This is a genomic window from Ruminococcoides intestinale (assembly GCF_040095935.1).
In the GTDB taxonomy this organism is placed as follows: Bacteria; Bacillota; Clostridia; order Oscillospirales; family Acutalibacteraceae; genus Ruminococcoides; species Ruminococcoides intestinale.
On sequence record NZ_JBBMFQ010000002.1, the window covers coordinates 49,643 to 68,437 of the forward strand.

The 18,795-nt window shown below is 50.3% G+C and carries 15 protein-coding genes; 3 read left to right on the forward strand and 12 right to left on the reverse strand.

Translation table 11 applies throughout. The features are described 5' to 3' along the window. Positions 1-64: 64 nt before the first annotated feature. The 4 genes from WMO31_RS03955 to WMO31_RS03970 all read right to left on the reverse strand — a co-directional run bounded on the left by WMO31_RS03955 (position 65) and on the right by WMO31_RS03970 (position 3,983). On the reverse strand, positions 65-1,531 hold the full coding sequence (locus WMO31_RS03955; RefSeq protein WP_005601656.1) for an ABC transporter ATP-binding protein: 1,467 nt from the start codon (positions 1,529-1,531) through the stop codon (positions 65-67). Continuing rightward, positions 1,528-2,280 (reverse strand): energy-coupling factor transporter transmembrane component T, encoded by a 753-nt coding sequence (locus WMO31_RS03960; RefSeq protein ID WP_006428309.1) that lies wholly within the window; start codon positions 2,278-2,280, stop codon positions 1,528-1,530. Before WMO31_RS03960 ends, WMO31_RS03955 begins: the two co-directional genes overlap by 4 nt. After that, a complete protein-coding gene (locus tag WMO31_RS03965) occupies positions 2,280-2,876 on the reverse strand; it encodes an MptD family putative ECF transporter S component (RefSeq protein ID WP_005601664.1) in 597 nt (198 codons plus the stop codon). The genes WMO31_RS03960 and WMO31_RS03965 overlap by 1 nt, the downstream gene beginning before the upstream one ends. A gap of 141 nt (positions 2,877-3,017) precedes the next feature. After that, on the reverse strand, positions 3,018-3,983 hold the full coding sequence (locus tag WMO31_RS03970; RefSeq protein ID WP_118192063.1) for a helix-turn-helix domain-containing protein: 966 nt from the start codon (positions 3,981-3,983) through the stop codon (positions 3,018-3,020). A 220-nt stretch (positions 3,984-4,203) separates the two neighbouring features. On the opposite strand from WMO31_RS03970, the gene WMO31_RS03975 reads away from it, so the two are divergent. After that, a complete protein-coding gene (locus WMO31_RS03975) occupies positions 4,204-4,560 on the forward strand; it encodes a helix-turn-helix domain-containing protein (protein WP_009272648.1) in 357 nt (118 codons plus the stop codon). A 222-nt stretch (positions 4,561-4,782) separates the two neighbouring features. Here the strand turns inward: WMO31_RS03975 and WMO31_RS03980 are convergent, their stop codons facing one another. Then, on the reverse strand, positions 4,783-6,195 hold the full coding sequence (locus WMO31_RS03980) for a relaxase/mobilization nuclease domain-containing protein (RefSeq protein WP_367999250.1): 1,413 nt from the start codon (positions 6,193-6,195) through the stop codon (positions 4,783-4,785). 126 nt (positions 6,196-6,321) lie between these two features. On the opposite strand from WMO31_RS03980, the gene WMO31_RS03985 reads away from it, so the two are divergent. Further along, positions 6,322-7,734, forward strand: coding sequence for an ATP-binding protein (locus WMO31_RS03985; protein WP_367999251.1), 1,413 nt, complete (start codon positions 6,322-6,324; stop codon positions 7,732-7,734). Positions 7,735-7,805: 71 nt separating this feature from the next. On the opposite strand, the gene WMO31_RS03990 is transcribed toward WMO31_RS03985, so the two are convergent. The 6 genes from WMO31_RS03990 to WMO31_RS04015 all read right to left on the reverse strand — a co-directional run bounded on the left by WMO31_RS03990 (position 7,806) and on the right by WMO31_RS04015 (position 17,728). Further along, entirely contained in the window at positions 7,806-8,105 is a 300-nt protein-coding gene (locus WMO31_RS03990; protein ID WP_367999252.1) for a CD1845 family protein, read from the reverse strand. After that, positions 8,102-8,404, reverse strand: a complete 303-nt coding sequence (locus tag WMO31_RS03995) for a hypothetical protein (RefSeq protein WP_007045794.1) — start codon at positions 8,402-8,404, stop codon at positions 8,102-8,104. Before WMO31_RS03995 ends, WMO31_RS03990 begins: the two co-directional genes overlap by 4 nt. A gap of 151 nt (positions 8,405-8,555) precedes the next feature. After that, positions 8,556-8,900, reverse strand: a complete 345-nt coding sequence (locus tag WMO31_RS04000) for a plasmid mobilization protein (RefSeq protein ID WP_425518628.1) — start codon at positions 8,898-8,900, stop codon at positions 8,556-8,558. Then, on the reverse strand, positions 8,897-9,715 hold the full coding sequence (locus WMO31_RS04005; RefSeq protein ID WP_367999253.1) for a DUF3849 domain-containing protein: 819 nt from the start codon (positions 9,713-9,715) through the stop codon (positions 8,897-8,899). The genes WMO31_RS04000 and WMO31_RS04005 overlap by 4 nt, the downstream gene beginning before the upstream one ends. A gap of 1 nt (position 9,716) precedes the next feature. After that, positions 9,717-17,261: a helicase-like domain-containing protein gene (locus WMO31_RS04010; protein ID WP_498371335.1), complete on the reverse strand. Its 7,545-nt coding sequence runs from the start codon at positions 17,259-17,261 to the stop codon at positions 9,717-9,719. A gap of 110 nt (positions 17,262-17,371) precedes the next feature. Then, complete coding sequence (locus WMO31_RS04015) at positions 17,372-17,728, reverse strand: TnpV protein (protein WP_081016879.1); 357 nt, start codon at positions 17,726-17,728, stop codon at positions 17,372-17,374. On the opposite strand from WMO31_RS04015, the gene WMO31_RS04020 reads away from it, so the two are divergent. Further along, positions 17,715-18,482 carry a hypothetical protein gene (locus WMO31_RS04020; protein ID WP_367999254.1) on the forward strand — a complete coding sequence of 256 codons (768 nt, stop codon included), beginning with the start codon at positions 17,715-17,717 and terminating at the stop codon, positions 18,480-18,482. The two genes, WMO31_RS04015 and WMO31_RS04020, sit on opposite strands and share 14 nt — an antisense overlap. Positions 18,483-18,578: 96 nt before the next feature. On the opposite strand, the gene WMO31_RS04025 is transcribed toward WMO31_RS04020, so the two are convergent. Further along, positions 18,579-18,794, reverse strand: a complete 216-nt coding sequence (locus WMO31_RS04025) for a transposon-transfer assisting family protein (protein ID WP_002576226.1) — start codon at positions 18,792-18,794, stop codon at positions 18,579-18,581. Position 18,795: the final 1 nt, after the last annotated feature.

An 18,795-nucleotide genomic window follows, 5' to 3' on the forward strand; every position in this document is an offset into this window, starting at 1 on the left:
GCGGCCTCTTATCATTATCTTTCTGTCCAGTCAAGGCGGCCCTGACATTCATAATTTCTAAAATTCACTGGCGGATTCGGAAAAAATCCAAAACCTTTTTACTGCCGGATTCGTCCAATGGATAGCTTTCTTTTATTTGCCCTTTTTCCATATGGACTACATACGAACATCCCGCCATCACCAACTCCGGATCATGCGTAATAACAAGAAGCGTTTTGCCCTGATCCGCGAGTGACTTCAAACTACGCGCAACTTCCCGCATATGTTTGAGATCAAGCCCGCTGGTTGGTTCGTCAAACACAATGATCTCCCGGTTACTCACAATGGCAGACGCGATCGCTACCCGCTGTTTTTGCCCGCCGGAAAGAGAAAGCGGGTGCCTGTCTTTATATTCCAGCAGATCAAACTGTTTAAGGATTTTATCCACAACAGTTTCATCCTTGTTGTCCATGCTCAGAAGCACTTCATCCGTCACGCTTTCGGTAAATAGCTGATGGCTGGTATCCTGCATTACCATGTAGCAATGTTTGAGCCGGGCTTTCCAATCAAGGGTTTTCCCGTCAACCTGCAAAAGGCCACACTTCTTTTCCAGTCCGCAAATACAGCGGGCCAGAGTAGATTTTCCAGCGCCATTCAGACCGATAATGGCAATCGTTTCTCCAACAGGCAGTTCTGCACTCGGAATATGGAGGCTTTCCGGTTCCCGCTTTTTATACGCAAAGCAGAAATTTTGAAATTCCATCTGTTTAGCTGTATGCGCCTGATACTGATTCGCAGGCTTCAACTTCGAGAGAGAAAACGGCCGCAGCCCCATTTCTTTTCGAGTGCCATCCGATAAGCTGTCAAATTCAGCAGGCGTGTATTCCCGTTCAATCTCCCCATCTTTTACATACAGCACACGATCTGCAAGATCGTGAAGGTAGTAAAGGCGGTGTTCTGCGACCAGAATTGTTTTGCCCTGCTTTTTCCAGAGGCTCAGGACCTGCCGCAGGTCATCAATAGCAGCCATATCCAAATTAGAAGATGGTTCGTCCAGGACCATAATTCCCGGCAGCAATACACTTGATGAAGCACAGGCTATTTTTTGCTTTTCGCCTCCGGACAGAGCAAACACGCTTCGCCCCATCAAATCTTCAATATGATAATCGGAAACTGTCCGGTCAATCCTTTTCAGGATATCCTCCTGAGGATAGCCTAAATTTTCGCAGGCAAAGGCTAATTCACTATCCGTATCCACGTTGAAAAACTGACTTTTGGGATTCTGGAATACAGATCCCACCATAGCAGCCAAGTCATAAAGCGGCGTATCTGATACGCTTTTTCCGTCCAGAAGGACATCGCCCTCTAAATTGCCCTCGTAATAATGAGGCACCAGCCCGTTTACCAAACGGGTAATCGTTGTTTTCCCACAGCCGGATTCTCCCGTGAGTAAAACAAATTCCCCTGTGTTTATGGTGAGATTGACATTTCTAATCCCTCCGCCGCTGGATTCTTCACCATAAGAAAAAGAAACATTTTGAAAATCTATCATGGCAAAATCCCTCCTGCGGAAATTATCGGGGAAGCAATCGCCCAAAACACTACAAAGCAACAAAACAAGATCAGCACCACATCGGCAAAATTGAATTTAAGCTGGCAAATGTTTGTGCGTTTGACAGGAGCGCCGAGGCCACGGGTAATTGCCGCAGCGGAAAGTTCCTCACCGATTTTCACGGAGCAGGTAATCATCGGGATCAGCTTATACTCCAATATTTTTGAAGATTTTTTCCCTCCAAGTTTAATCCCACGCATTTTCATAGCGTCACTGATTGCTTCTGACTCCTGAAAGACAGTTGGAAAGAAGCGGAACATGACCGTTAAGGGGATCGTCACTTCTTTAGGCATATGGATTCTTTCCATGCCGGAAATCAATTCACTGACCGTTGTTGTTTTCACTGCATAGGCAGCAATCGCAACACTGGGAAGGATTCGGCAGAAGAATCCTGTTGTAAACAGAACGAGGAAATTCAATATTCCCGTAAGGTGCGGCAAAACATAAATTTGAACAGCATAAAAAGCAGAAAACACAGCAATATAGCCCACAGCTTTTGCACATTGTTTCGAGGTAAGCAGCAATATAGCCGGAACCGTACAAAGAACAAGGCGGATCAGCCCCATAGCTTCTCCGCCTGTTCCACCCATGACAAAAATGCTTATGATGAAGATGAGCAACAGTTTTGTACGCGGATCGAGCCGTAACCCTTGTTCTGTTTTTTTGCTGAGCAGAATTTCCCGCGCCATTATGCAATACCGGCACGCTGGAAGTGCTTTTTGCAAATGGCTTTCCCAATCACACCTCCGACAAGGCCAAACACAAAGCAGGCAACCAGCAGAATAGGCGCAATCCACATAGGCATATATGTATTAAGGGTAGCTGCATATTCAGCGCCGTATCCTTCAGTCAACATTACCATATAGCTTTCACGGTTCAGGAAAATGGGAGCAAAGTTGCCAAACACCCAGATGCTGAACACGCCGCAGGAAAGAACTGTACTCTTTGCACTTTTGTAGTCCGCCTTTTTCAGGATCACGTCGGCCAACAGGCCGCCAACGAGACCAGTTACCATAGTAAGATAGCCGTTGCCGAAGAACACCATGATTAGGCCAATCAGGAAACCCATGATTGCAGTCATCCCGAATTTTTTAGCCTTTGTAACATACAGCATATAGGGGATGCCGCCAATCAAAGGGCACAGTACTGCCATCAGCGGAATAAAAATGGGGATAAAGCCAAGCATCGCCACCAGCATAACAATCACGACATAGATGACGGTGTAGATGCCGATAGTAATTAAATCTTTTCCCTCAAGCCGGGAACTTTTTTTCTGGGAACTCATACCAGTATCCTCCTTATATCTGAGAAAATGAAAATGTGGTGTGGTTAGAGTGTTCTAACCACACCACATATAATAGCAATTTGCGCCCACGATTCCAACCCAAAACCAATTTTATTCTACCCAAAATCAGTATTTTTGCATTTATCCAATCGTAGCTTCTGCTTTATAGTTTTTCGGATTCACTCCGTATTTCCTTTTGAAGGCCGCTGCGAAATTGCTCGCTTTTGAATATCCCACCAGTATAGCCACCTGGCTGACATTCAAATTACTTTCTAACAGCAGGCTTGCCGCCTTTTCTAACCGCTGGTCGATGACATACGCATGAACCGATGTTCCGAACAGGGAGGAAAAGCCCTTCGTCAATTTTGAAGTGCTGATATTGACCTGCCGCGCCAATTCCTCGCAGCTCGGAGCCAGGGCAAGCTGGCTGTCAATAATTCGCTTTGCCTCTATGATGGAATCCCGGTCACTTCTGGAAATTGCAACGTAGGTTGACGCGAGAATACTCAGCTCCAGGACCTCGCTCAAATATACCGATAGCAGCTCAAAGACCTTGCTTTCCAGAAACAGGTATCCCAACCCGCCGCGATATTGCGTGAAGTCTTTCAGCTCCGCAAAAATGTGTTCCATATAGGGCGTGATATTCACCTTTGATATGCCGTCCAATAATTTTTTCTGATAGACCTCGATCTCACCAGCCTCAAAGTAGTCATTCAGAATCTTATAGAAATAGGATAGAGGTATTTTCACATTTTTGAAAAGGAAATCGCTCTTTTTAGAATAGCACAGATATTCCATTTTCCCGTGGCCGCGATAAATACAGGATTCACCCTTTTGTATGCTGGCACTTTGCCGGTTGTCTGCAATATTCCAGGAAACACCGTCATTGAAGCAGAACAGCATTTGTATGTATTCCTCGCTGCTCACCCCCTGCACGTTCATATCCGAAAAGTAATTCATTCTCCAGTCTGAAACAACTGCTCCCTGTTTCGTGACGATCTGCGAAATCTGACCTGTTCCCATATCAGCCGGAATATCTATTGTCACTGTCTGCGGAGAGTTGGAGAGCAGATCATGGTACAGCTTCGTCATGTATTGGTTTGTCATTGTACGCCCTCCTTTCTTGGTTAGTCAAAGCTAATCATATAATACTGCATATTTTGGAAGCAGTCAAGGAAAGCCTACAGCAACAGAAGTCCTACGGTCTCTAAAACACATTTTTTCTTTTTTATTTATAAAATCGGTATAATCATACTCTTTAGCAAGCACGATAAGGTTATTCCTTTGTGCAAACCGGAACGATACAATATTCTTGAGGTGAACGATTATGCCGATTGATGATTTAACTGCTTTAGGGCAGAAAATGCGGGAAGCCCGAAAGAATAAAGAGCTGACACAACAAGAACTTTCTGATCTGAGCCATGTTTCTGTAAAGCAAATCGCCAATATCGAAAAAGGAAAAATGAATCCTTCCTATTTGATTTTGAGAGCATTGGCAAAGGTCCTGCACATCTCTTTAGATACGCTTATAAATCCAGATATTTCTCTGGAGGATGAGGGTGTCAATCAGATGAAAATACTTTATTCCAGCTGTCCGCCAGAAATGCGTGACACCCTGTTGCATCACACCCAGGAAACGGTGAAAGAACTTACAGAGTTGTCCGAGAAATTTGAAGCGAATTGAGCCAGTGAGTGAAATTTAACGATTCTCTCACTGGTTCTTTTCATTTTCGGAGAAAAGAGGCAAGCAATGCCTGTGTTAATACACACAGGCCCGCAGAGAATAAAATCCCTTTGTGATTTTCCTCTCCGCTTGCTTGTTGAGGGCAGCGCCCCCAAGCCCCTTTGAACACAGAATTTCATTCTGTGGCTGCGCGTTCTGCGAACGCTTTTGACCAGGACCAGCTTACCGCTGGCCGTGGTCTTTTTCTTTTTCAACATCCTGTTCTACCTCCATTTTCAGCACTCGATCTACATTCGCTTTTGCAGTCAAAAGCTCCCTCATTTCTTCACGGGAACGTCGATACTCGGAATAAGTCTTTTTCTTTTCTTCCAGCAATTTCGCGTACTCCGTCTGCAACTCTTTGACCTTGGGAAGCTTCTTGACGCCCATCTCATCAAAGGCATTCTTAGCAGCCTGGTGGAGCAGAATTTCTTCCTCATGTTCCTCCCGGAATTTCTTAGAGTAACCCGCTTTGCGGTATGCTACATAAACCTCACGGGTCTTGGCATAATTTACGATGTGAGTACGCAGAACAGCAATCTCTGCCATGCGCTTTTCAGCCGCTTTGATCTGCGCCGAAAGTTCATTGTGATGTGCCGTGGCAGCCGCAGCCTTTTCTTCCAAAACCGCATACTCCAGCAGGTTATTCTCTGACAGGTAATTCATGGTCTGCGCCATTTGCTTCAGATTGAAAACTTTAGCCCATCGCGCATAGCCAGCACCTTTTCCAGCCTGCAATTTTGCCTGAATGTCCACCAGCAGATTGACCTTCGGCGGCTCTGCCTGTGTGACTGTTTTCTTTCGCGGGATATGTGCTTTCTTCCCTAAGAGAACTGCCCGCAAATCTTCCAATCCATATCCTTCGCCCAGACTGTCCATGCGGGCGGCTTTCTCCCAACCAGAGAGTTTCAGTCGATACGATTTTCCGCGCTTTGAGACTTCACAACCATATTCTCGCAACAGCTTCAGCAGTTCTTCAAAGTCAGCAGGACTTTGTGATAATGCGTTGTCAATCGCCACACGAAGCAGCTCTCGGTGAGATGGCTTTGCCTGATCGCCCAGCCATTTGTTATAGCTCTTTCCGTGAAGTTTCGGATTCTCTACAATGGACAGTCCATTCTCAATACAGATGGTGTCACTTAGCCGACGAACCGCCTTGGTGCTGCCCCAAAAGTTTCGGAACTTCCGGTCATATTCTAAGCTGACCGATGACCAGATAATGTGATTATGAATGTGCGACTTGTCTATGTGAGTGCAGACCACAAAGGCATGATTGCCTTTAGTAAAACGCTTTGCAAATTCTACGCCCAGCCGGTTTGCTTCTTCCGGGGTAATCTCACCAGGGCGGAAGGACTGGCGCACATGATAGGCAATTACATCATCTGTACCACGCACTCGTCCGGTAGCGGCAATGTACTGCCGCTTTGCCAGAAGGAACTCCGCATCCGCAGTCCGGCTGTCACACGCATAGCCGGTAATGAGCCTGCCGTTATCTGTTTTCTGTGGATTGGCCACATAGTCGATGATGTCACTGATCGCCCGACTCTCTGTGCGGCCTTTGCCGACATGAAGCGGCATGATTCTTGTAGTTGCCATAATAGAAGGCCCTCCTCTCATAAATATTTTTGTTTTCGCTGAACTCTTTGCTTCTATCGTTGCAATAACTTTCTCCGCTGGGTATAATAAAAAAGAATATTCTACAACCTCAAAGGAGGGATTTCTATGATAGAACAGCTCATTGCTGAGGCAACAGAATGTGATTTCAAAGTTGCTCTCGAAACAAAAAAGCCAAAAAGCTGGTTAAAAAGTGTCAGTGCCTTTTCCAATGGAATCGGCGGCACTCTGTTTTTCGGAGTCTCCGATGACCGGGAGCCTATCGGCTTGTCCGATGTTCAAAAGGATGCTGAAGCGATCAGCCGCTTAATCAAAGAACGTATCACACCATTACCTCAGTTTATCTTAAAACCATTACAGGAAGATGGTAAAAATCTATTAGCTCTGGAGGTTTCTCCCGGCCGTAGCACCCCATATTATTACAAGGCAGACGGTGTGATGGAGGCATATATCCGTGTTGGAAATGAAAGCGTAATTGCCCCTGATTACATTGTGAATGAATTGATCTTAAAGGGAACCAATCAGTCCTTTGATACCCTAACAACAGACGCGGTAAAAAAGGATTACAGCTTTACACTTCTGGAAGCAACCTATCTGGAACGGACCGGTCTCCGCTTTGAGCCATCCGATTATGTCTCCTTTGGTTTGACTGATAAAAATGGACTCCTGACCAATGCCGGAAAACTCATGACCGATCAGCACACGGTTTATAACTCCCGTATGTTCTGTACCCGGTGGAATGGCTTGGAAAAAGGCTCTATCTTTGATGATGCGCTGGACGATAAAGAATACGAGGGAAATTTGATTTATTTACTGAACAGCGGCAGTGAATTTATTCGCAATAATTCCAAAGTCCGTTTTGTCAAAAAGGCACAGTATCGTGTAGACAAGCCGGATTATGCTGAACGAGCTGTGACAGAGGCTCTTGTCAATGCGCTTATCCATCGTGATTATATTGTGCTTGGCAGCGAAATCCATATTGATATGTTTGATGATCGGGTGGAAATCACATCTCCGGGCGGTATGTTTGGCGGCGGCTCAATTCAGGAATACGATATTTACAGTATCCGTTCCATGCGGCGAAACCCTGTGATTGCTGACCTGTTCCACCGCATGAAGTACATGGAACGCCGTGGAAGTGGCCTACGCAAAATCGTCAGTGAAACCGAAAAGCTGCCTGGATACTCAGAGGCATATAAGCCCGAATTTTCCTCAACAGCGACAGATTTCAGAGTCATCTTGAAAAATGTAAACTACATCATGTGCGGTGCTTCCGCACATGATACAGCACATGATGCCGCACATGATACATCTGTGATCACCAAACAAAACTTGCTATTGGAATTTTGTGCAGACCCTAAAAGTCGAGATGAAATGCAAGCATATATTGATGTTTCCAGCCGTTCTCACTTCAGCAAATATTACCTCAAGCCTTTATTATCTTCTGGTAAACTTAAAATGATGTTTCCAGACAAACCCAAAAGCAAAAACCAGAAATACACTACCGTTCATTCCAAATAACCAAGAAGCAGGGCACTGGGTCTCATCTCCCATTGTCCTGCTTCTTTTCATTCCAGATTTATTCACATCATTTACCCATACATCCAATCCTGGATCGCAAATTTCAAATCCTGCACCTTACCCAACAGCCAGATCGCCGCAAGCGGCAATCCCATCGGGCTAATCAAAAAAGCTATAACCAGCAAAATCACACCATTCTGCGGGGAATAGGTAATCAGCACAGCCACGCCAAGCAGAGCAATTACCGTGCTAAGCAGACCAAGCACCAGACCGGATATGTAGATCAGCCCCATGCAGAGCCAGACAAAAAGCGTCAACACCAAAACGACCGGTGCAGTTACGATCATCAGTAGACATTTCAAAATCTTCATTCCTGTTCCTCCTTCCAACGCTCCAGATGCCGTTTGCACAGGGCATCCGCTTCTCTCTCATCATCTTCCGTCACTTCCCGTTTTCCTTTGGTCAGTTCAATCTCCAGATAAGTCCGGTAATCATCGGCTAAGAGGTCGAACAGTTCCTTGGGAGTATGGCACACCTCGCCAGAGCAATAGTGAAAATCTTGGTCAAATTCAACTCTTACACATCCATGGCGGCTGATATAAACTTCTATGGTCTCGTCTGCGGTCAGGTAATCCGCAAAAATCTCCAGCACCTTTTCAAAGGTCAGCATCTGTTTTCACTCCTTTGCTACGCTTCTTATTCTACTCATATTATCCGGTACGGACAGGCAAAAGACAAGGATACAGACAAAAAGAAAAAGCGGAGGAAGGTGCGGCGAAGAAACGCCGTTCCTCCCTCCGCAAATGGAGTATCTATCCCTGTTATGAAAGTTTGGAGAGTTGGGTAAGGATTTCCTTTACACCCTCCCACAGTTGTTCCTGCCGCTGGGATATATCCTCCAAGTCAGCATTATAAACCCGCCCGGTCTCATGCACTTTGCGGGTCAGCTGGTTCAAGTTGTTGCTGCTTCGGCGCATCAGGGAGACCAACTCCTTCAGCTCTGGCAGTTCCAGCTTGACCACATAACCATCCAGCGCCATTTTCCGCAGATAAGCGCTCAAATTCTCTGTCCCGTATTGCTGCATCTTTTGATGGATCAGTTCCAGTTCTTCTGCGGACACCCAAAACAAAACCGGCACATCCCGCTTGCGCTTTGCCATGGTTATCGCTCCGGCTCCCGTTTTTTCGGGGCGGCAGACTTATGGGCGGGCAGCTCCTGTTTGAGCTTATCCCGTACTGAGGGACGGGACGGTTCCAGTTTTTCTCTCTGGGTACGGCTGCGCTGCTGTTCTTCACGCACCAGATCAATAAAACCATCCAGCACAGCAGGGTGGCTGTTTAAGGCATAACCACAACGGACGGTTTCGGGATTCTCATTAGGAATGGTCTTGGCCCATTCTTTGTTGCGTCGGGAGTAGCGCCCATCCCAGTCCTGAAGCTGGACGGTGTTAGCCAGAACCATAGCCACACGCTCCATGCCATAGGTCTCGATCACACCCTTTGCCGCATCGTGGCTGAGATACATTCCGTCGAAGTGTTCCCGCACCGCCGCTTCAATGGACTCCTTGCATTGGAGATTTACATTGTTGGAAGCTCGGTACTGCTCCAGCTCCCCATGTTCTCTCGCATAGGCAGCTGAATGGGGATAGACCGGTGTTGTTCGCAGTTCCTCTTTAGCTCTGCACACATCGTCGGCACGGTTCTCAATGCTGTCCCGGATCACATCCATGTGACCGGTCTCCAGCTTTTCAAAGTAGCTGTACACATCCGCCAGCGGCGAAGAAGATTCCAAAAGCGCCTGTGCCTGGGCATCGGTCAACTCCAATTCCTCCATTGCCATCACGATGTCCTCGCGGATGGTGTACTCATAGGCATGGTTTAAGACTTCTTCCGGGGACTGGCTTTTCAGCCAGTCCCGGAACTTGTCCTGTTCGGCAGTCATCTTTTCAAAAAGGGCTGTATTCAGATCGTTGGTATTCATGTTATCGCACCTCCTCATGCTGTTTTGGTTTCTTGTCTGTACTGCGGGGCGTCGCCGGACGCTTCAGGCTGTCCAGCACCGAAGTCCGTGTGCTTTTGGCAACAACAGCCTCTGCGTGCGCCTGTCCCTTTCCGTCGATGTTGAGCAAAGTATCCAGCTCCACCAGACGGGCATTTTTGCTTCGCAGTTCTTCTTCATAAAGGAATGGCTTTCCGACTTCCTCCTTTGCGGCAGCCTGCTGCTGATAGAGGTTATCCAGCTGGGCCTTTGCCGCCTCCAGACGCTGGGGCATCTGGGCGAGGGCATTGTCGATACGGGTAAGATTTCCGCGAGGGTCTATACCCAGGGTTGCCCGGTGGGTCATCTGTCCTTTCAGCAGGAGCGTATACTCCTGTTTCCATGCGGAAAATTCCACGGATATGGCATAGCCCCGGTAGCTGCCGATCTGCACTGGATCGGAGGTTTTGACCTCCTTGCAGGCATCCAGAAGTGCTGCGCCGGCATTCTCCTTATCGGTCAGCAGATCACCTCGGATTTCCATACCAGCAAAACCGTCCTCCGGGTGCGGGTGCGCTGTCAAAACCTCCAGGTCAGATTCAAAGCCCTTGATAAAACCTTTGTGCTTTTCAATCTCCTCCGGGAAGTATTTGAGCAGCTGGTCCTCCAAACGATATTGCTTGCTCTGGTGGTCGGCTTTCATCAGCTTCAGGCGGGATACCTCCACATCCAAATCCATACGCTCCTTGATGCGGGGATCTCCGGCACACAAAGCCTTGATCTCGGCAAAACTGAGGGCTGTTTCATCCACATCATCGCAGGAGCGCACCGGCGATTTAGAAGTCATGATCTGGCTGATGAATTTTTGTTTATTCTCCACCGTCTGCCAGAGGTATGCGTCAAAGGTTCCTTCGGTCACATAGCGGTACACATGGACAAGAGGATTCTGGTTACCCTGGCGCTCGATACGGCCCTTGCGCTGGGCAAGGTCTCCCGGTCTCCACGGACAGTCCAGGTCATGAAGTGCCACCAGACGGTCCTGCACATTGGTGCCTGCGCCCATCTTGGCGGTGCTGCCCAAAAGGACACGCACCTGACCGGTACGGACTTTAGAGAACAACTCCTTTTTCCGCACTTCGGTGTTGGCTTCATGGATAAAAGCGATCTGGTCGGCAGGCATTCCCTGAGCAATGAGTTTCTGACGAATATCGTCATATACCGTAAAGACCGGTTCCTGCTCCGGCAGAGGCACAGCGCCTTCCAATGCGTGAAGCAGTGGATTATCCAGCGTTTTCGCCGCCTTGCTTGCAGGAGCTTTTGCCTGCGGTGTAGAAATGTCGCAGAACACCAGCTGGGTCAGCTTGTCAGCTTTGCCATCCCGCCAGATCTGCATGATGTTGTCCACGCACTGATTGACCTTTGTGCCAGGTTCATCCGGCAGCATCTGGTTGACGATTCTCTGGTCCAGGCCCAGCTTACGGCCATCCGAGGTAATCTTGAGCATATTGTCCTGGGACGGGTCAACGGTTCCGCTGTGTACCAGCGATGCGCGCTCCGAAAGGGTCTTGACCATTTCCTGCTGATGTTCGGTAGGCTGCGCCACGATGTTGTGGTATTCCACCTCCGGGGTGGGCAGGTTCAGTTGGTCGGCGGTCTTGATGTCCGCCACTTCTTTGAACAGGTTCATCAGCTCCGGCAGATTAAAGAACTTGCTGAATCTCGTTCTTGCCCGGTAGCCGGTGCCTTCCGGTGCCAGTTCCAATGCTGTGACGGTCTCTCCAAATCGGGAAGCCCAGCAGTCGAAGTGGGTCATGTTCAGTTCTTGCAGGCGTTCATACTGAAGATAACGCTGCATGGTGTAAAGCTCGGTCATGGAGTTGCTGACCGGGGTGCCGGTGGCAAAAATCACGCCACGGTTTCCGGTGATCTCATCCATATAGCGGCACTTGGCGAACATATCGCTGGACTTTTGGGCATCGCTGGTGGAGAGACCTGCCACATTCCGCATTTTTGTGTATAGAAACAGGTTTTTATAGTTGTGGGCCTCGTCCACAAACAAACGGTCCACGCCCAGCTGCTCGAATGTCACCACATCGTCCTTGCGGCCCTCAGCCTGCAATTTCTCCAATCTGGCTTCCAGAGATTTGCGGGTGCGTTCCAGCTGCTTGACAGTAAAACGCTCGCCGCCGCTGGCCTGTACCTCTGCAATCCCCTCGGTGATCTCGTCGATCTGTTCATAGAGAAGCCGTTCCTGACGCTCCCGGCTGATGGGGATACGCTCAAACTGACTGTGTCCCATGATAATGGCATCATAATCACCCGTCGCAATACGAGCGCAGAACTTCTTTCGGTTATGGGTCTCAAAGTCTTTTTTTGTGGTGACTAAGATATTGGCGGAAGGATAGAGACGCAGAAACTCCGACGCCCACTGCTCGGTCAGATGGTTTGGAACCACAAAGAGAGATTTCTGGCACAATCCCAGGCGTTTGGCTTCCATCGAAGCAGCTACCATCTCAAAAGTTTTGCCTGCGCCTACTTCATGTGCCAACAGGGTATTTCCTCCATACAGCACATGGGCGATGGCGCTTTTCTGATGTTCCCGCAGGGTAATGGCCGGGTTCATGCCCCCAAAAGTGATATGGCTGCCATCATACTCGCGGGGACGGATAGAGTTCATTTCTTCGTTGTACTGGCGCACCAAAGTCTGGCGGCGCTCCGGGTCTCTCCAGATCCAGTCCCTAAAGGCTTCCCGGATCGCCTGCTGTTTTTGAGCTGCCAGGGTGGTCTCCTTGGCGTTCAGAACCCGGCGCTCTTTTCCGTCTGCGTCCTCTATGGTGTCATAGATGCGGACATCCCGCAGGTTCAGGCTGTCCTCTAAAATCTTGTAGGCATTGGCACGACTGGTCCCATAGGTGGTATAAGCTGCCACATCGTTGTAGGATACAGAAGATTTCCCCTTGATCTGCCATTCAGCGGTAAAGGACGAATAGTTGACCCCGATACTGCGCTGGAGATAAAACGGGGTATTAAAGGTCTCATACATAAACTGCTGGATATATTCCTTGTCAATCCAGGTAGCGCCCAGACGCACCTCAATCTCCGACGCATCCAGGTCTTTGGGCTGGGCGGCGGTAAGAGCTTCCACATTGACTGCATAAACCGGGTCCTGCTGTGCCGCCCGCTGCGCCTGACGCAGTTTTCGGCGTACATTGCCAGAGAGGTATTCATCAGCAGTCACATAATGGGGCGTTCCGTCCTGCTCCAACTGTCCCGGTACACGGAAGATTACGCCTTGCAGCTCTCCGGCCAGTTCTTCTTTTGTTTTTCTGGTAAGCTGGCTCATATAGTCCATATCCACGCAGGCTTTTTCCGAGATGGACACCGCCAGTGCTTCACTTGCCGTATCCACCACAGCCACCGCCTGATGGGGCTTAATGGTCCGCTTGGTGAACATATCTGCCTTGCGTTCCAGCTTTCCGTCCTCGTCGATGACTTCCAGCGCACAGAGCAGGTAATAGGAAGAATCGTCTGCATAGGCCAGACGGTTTGCACGGTCATTGATGAGACCGTATTTGGAAGAAAAGCTGTCATAGAGACTGTTCAGTTCCGCCTGCTTCTCCCGAATGGTGCTGTCCGGAACCGCTGCATCCATCTGAAGGTCGATCAGTTCCTGCACACAATCACGCAGTCCCACAAGACCTTTTACACGGGCTTCGGCGGTGGCGTTGAGGTCAGGGCGCACCATACGGCTGTTTTCCCGGTAGTACACCTGCCCATCTACAATGGCATAGGAATAGTTCTTCACATTGGGGTCGGCAGGAATGGAGGTGTCAATAGCTTCGCCTTCGCCCAGCTCCGGCAGCTCTGCCTCCTGATAAGTGCCATGAATGTACTTCACCGCATCATGCAGCTGGTCGGAAAGCTCCAGTCCCTCGATAGGGTTCACGGTGTAGTCCATACCATGAGCAGTGCTTACCGGTTCCTGTCGGCCCAGCACCATTTCCGGGTGGTCCAGGAAATAGCGGTTGATGGCAAAGCCGTCCTGCGTCTGTCCGGTCTGGGTCCACTCTGGTGCAATGTCCAGCGGACGGTCACGCTTTTGCAGGAAAATGATGTCTGAAACGACCTCTGCACCAGCGTTTTTCTTGAAAGCGTCATTGGGCAGACGGATGGCTCCCAGCAGCTCGGCACGTTGAGCAAGATACCGGCGCACGGTGGAATCCTTGGCGTCCATCGTATAGCGGCTGGTGACAAAGGCCACCACGCCGCCGGGACGCACCTGGTCGAGTGCTTTGGCAAAAAAGTAGTTGTGGATGCTGAAATTCAGCTTATCATAGGCTTTATCTCGAACCTGATACTGGCCGAAAGGCACATTACCAATGGCAAGGTCATAGAAATCTCGCCTGTCGGTGGTCTCAAAGCCTCCTACTGTGATGTCCGCCTTGGGATAGAGCTGCTTTGCGATGCGCCCGGAAACAGGGTCCAGCTCCACGCCGTACAGACGGCTGTTTCGCATTTTCTCCGGCAGCATACCAAAGAAATTGCCCACACCCATAGACGGCTCCAGAATATTTCCGGTCTCAAATCCCATACGGTCCACCGCTTCATAGATGGCCTGAATGACCGTAGGGCTGGTGTAATGGGCGTTGAGGGTAGAGCTTCTGGCGGCGGCATATTCCTCCGGGGTCAACAGTTCTTTTAGCTGGGCATACTCTAAAGCCCATACCGGTTTCTCCGGGTCAAACGCATCAGAGAGACCGCCCCAGCCCACATATCGAGAAAGAACCTCCTGCTGTTCGGGGCTTGCCTGCTGTCCGGCAGCTTCCAGCTCTTTCAGCAAACGAATCGCATTGACATTTGCCTGGAACTTGGCTTTCGGACCGCCTTCGCCCAAATGCTCATCGGTAATGCGGAAGTTTTTTGCATTGCGGCGCAGGTTAGCCTTATAATCCTCATAAGATGCTTCCTCGGCAGCTTTGGCATTGGGGAAGGTCTGCCACTGGCCATTGACCTGAATGGAAACCGGGTGTTCGTCCAGCACTTCTTCAAAGGTTTTCTCCGGCTCAGTCACAGGGGCTGGCGGCTCCGGCTCCTCGATATGCAGTCGTTCCACCACCACATCATAAGGCAGATTGTTCTTGTCTCCTGGATAGACGGCCACGGTCTCGGAATGGAAGGCCGGGGATTCGGCAGACGGTTGGGGCTGTTCCTGTCCAAAACCGTCCTGCTGACGGGCATACATCCCGCGCAGCAAAGGTGCAACCTCATCCCAGCGGAAATATAGCATAGCCAGACGCTTTTCCTCTGCATCCATGACTTCCAGCTCTATGCCCTGTGCCGTGGTACGGTAATCGGCAATATCGCCGGTCTCCAGATTCAGTGTCTCGATCTCACCGGAATAGGCTCTGCTCAGCCAGTAGGCAATCTCGCTGTTGCTCCTGCCGGATTGCAGCAGCGTGTAAATCTGCTTTTTATCCGCTTCATCCATCAGTCCATGAGCCAATACATCCCGCAAGTCCTGATCTGCCTTGTCCGGGTCACTGGGAAAAAATTCGGTATAGTAAGCATTGCGGCGGTCTGCCCGAAGCAGCTGCTCGAACTGTTCTTTACGCTCTGCCCGGTAGATGGGATATACCATACCGGTGGGCAGAAGCTGCACGGTGTCATTCCGCAGCTCTGTGATCTGATAGGTGGCATCCTCGATATACACGGTATCGCCCACGGCATAGACCGGGGCAGCAGGGTCATAGGATGTTCTTTGCGGAGTAGGGCGGCGAACTGCATCATATTCCTCATCGGAAATGGAAACTTCGGAAGTCTGCTCTGTCTCGGCATCTGCGATCTGCTCGGCATCTGACATCACCTGTTGGATAAACGGGGCATTGTCCAGTTTTTCCGGGTCTGCCACCTGGCCGTTGACGATCCCTCTTTCCTCCAGAGCTTCCCGGATGGCGATGGGGTCGATGTTGTCAAAACGTTCCTGTTCTTCTTCGGTATAGAACCGGTCCTCCTGAATGAGCTGGGCAATCCGGCGCTGTACCTTCGGCCAGGGCAGCTGCGTTTCCTCCGGACTTCCGGCACGGACAACGAACGGGATGTTGCTGCCACTGTATTCCTGAGCCAGCCATGCGGCGGTATCTTTTTCTCTTGCATGGTCTTTCATATAGCGGACAACAGCGTGTTTACTCTCGATATTGCCGTTCCATGCACAAAGGGCAGTATCAATATCTTCCTGAGAAAGAGGGCGCAGAAGCTCATGGAGCTTTGGATAGGTCTCGTCGATCACTTCCCGGTGTAAACGCTGACGGAACTCCGGCGCATCCGAATAGAGTCGGATCAGCTCCATATCCTTAGAACCAAGGACTGCACGGCGCACAGCGGCATTACCCTCGATGACAGCATTTTCACGGTCAGAATGACCGCAGGCATTGCGATATGCGGTATCCTCGGAAATGGCGGCAGTCACCACAGGCTTATACTGCTCAAACTGCTCCCCAAGGGTAGGCTTTGGCGTTTCTTTCTCCACCTCCGGCTGCTGTGCTTGAATGGCATCTTCTTCTGCCAGTTCCTTTTCAGCCTGGATCTTGTCATACTGCGCCTGTTCCTGTTCGGTAAGATAGCGGTCTTTCTGGACAAGTGAGGTAATGCGCTTGGCAACCTTTTCCCAGTTCAAGTGAACATCCGGGCAGTCCTGCTTTTTATAGTGCAGTCCTTTCCCATCGTGATCTTCGCCGCTGTGTGTTGCACCGGACAAGGCATGAGAGCGTCCGCCAATGCCATACTCGTCTTTGAGGAATCTTACTTTCTCCTTATCCGTATGGTTTTCCATGAAGAACGCATAGATACGGCCTTTTCCTCCGGCGAAACTGCTTCCGCCGGTCATGGCGGCGTCGATCTCATCCTCGGTAATAAAGTGCTGGACGGTTGGCACTTGGGAAAGCTCTGAAGAAAAGGTCCTGCGGGGCAGGTCAAGGTCCTTCAGGTTCTCCCAGATCTCCCTCGGTCTATGATAGTGAAAACGCAACAGGTCACGGTCCTGCTGATAGGCAGTCCAGAAGGCAGCGTATTCTTCCTTGAGGGTCTGGCGGAAAGCCGGGTCACTCAGCTGCTCCGTCAGGCGGCGGGTCTCCTCTGGGAAACCATTGCCTTTGATCTCTGACAGGCAGGACAAATATCCGGCTTTTCTGGCGTCCTCACTGAGATCGTGATACAGATGCCAGAGCTTTTCCGAGAGGAGGGAGCGTTCATAGCCTGCCGCTTCTGCAAGCTCCACATTGGAGGCAAACTGACCACTTTCCAAAAGCTCCCCGATACGCTCTGCGGCGCTCTCCCAGGAAATGACCTGGGCAGACCTGTCATAACGGACAGACTTCCCGTGGGAAAGATGGATACCATCCTCGGCATACCATGCACTCACACTGCCAAGGCCGTTGCCACCGTGGTACAGCGTTTTCAGTATCTCGGCAATCTCAGCGGTGGTTTTCTGCTTTTCAAAGGCCGCAACCACACGCTCCCTCTGACGGTCTGTATTGCCTCCCAAACGCAGCATATGGTCAATGTCATTTTGGGCAAAAGAAAAAGCAGAGGATGTATGCGCTACATTCTCTGCTTCATCTATGGATTGGATCTGTTCCGCTTCGGAGAGGAACAGGTTTAGAGTCAGCTGTTGATAAGCTCCGCCATCAGGATTTCCTCGGCCTGGGCTTTGCAGGTGTTCATCAGCCCCACCCACTTCATGGGATCGCTGGCTTTCAGTTCCTCGGTGGCTCCCGCTTCCTTCGCCAGCTGGGGCATCATCTGCTCCAGTCTGCTCTGGGCGGTCTCGTCGATCTCCAGAAGGTGCGGGTACAGCTTCTCGCTCAGCAACATCTGGTTGTAGAGGATGGGACGGTGTTCCTTCAGGTAGGTTTTCCTCATCCTTCCGTACTTGCCCAGGGGTTTCTCCGGCTGCTGGCTCAGCTTCAGGTCGGGAATCAGATAGTCTCCGTTCTGGATATAGGTCATGGGATTGTTCATCTTGTTTGCTCCTTTCTTGGTTGGCTTCGCGCTCTGCATTTCGGACGGTAACGCCGATCTGCCGCAGCACCTGCTGGTTGATCTGGCTGACCGCTGTTCCCAGCGCTCCGATGGTTGCCGGAGTATTGAAATCAAAGATCGCCATGAAATCTTCGTGGTCGAAGTAGCGTTCCGGCTCCAGTCCACAGCGGGACATCAAAGCGTAAGTGATACTGACGGTGGCTGCTGCCTTGAACTGTACTCCGATGTTAAACTCATCATATTCCTCCAAAAAGGAACCGTCAACGATATAGAAGAAGTCCTGCTGATGCTCCGTCCAGTATTCCTCAGCCAGTTTTCCGGCTACCTCGGTGAGCTGTCCGGCAAGGTCATCACCGGAAACATCATAGGTGCGCTCAAGCATGGCCTGCACCGAATCCAAATGGCGCTCCTCCAGCTGCCACAGCCAGGGAGTGCGGGAATGTTCACGGGTTCCGGTGTCGGAAATATCAAAAACATAGCGCAGGCGAGGCCTGTCCCCGGAATCGTCCACCAGAGCAATTCCCTTGGAGCCGCGCCTTACATACCGGCCCATCTTTTCATTCCACAAATCGTACTCTGCACAGGCGGTGGCGTCCGGACGCTGGGCGTAGATCATCAACTGCTCATGGAACGGGTACTTGTAAAGGCGGGAAGCAGTGGTGAGAAACCCTGCCCATTCCTGCCAGCTCCCCGTGAGCTGCGTTGTTACCTTCTCCGCCATCTGTGCATATAGTTCAGCTTTGGTTGGCATAGTGTTCTGTCCTCCTTTCAGTTTTGGGGTAAAAAGGTGGGGTGGCATATTGCCACCCCATCCCTGCGATTATAGTGTTTACTGGTCAAAATCCGGATACAACTCCAGCTCGGCAAACTCGGCATCACTCATGGCCTGGAGCTTGCCCAGTGCGCTGTCTGTCAACTCCCGCAGCTCGGTTTCCTCCGGGGCCAGCTCGCCGCGCATCTCACGCAGGCTGTCGATCAGTCCGGTGCGGCTGCCGGTATTGTAAATGCACATCAGGTTCATTTCCTCAAAAGTAAAGTTTCCCATA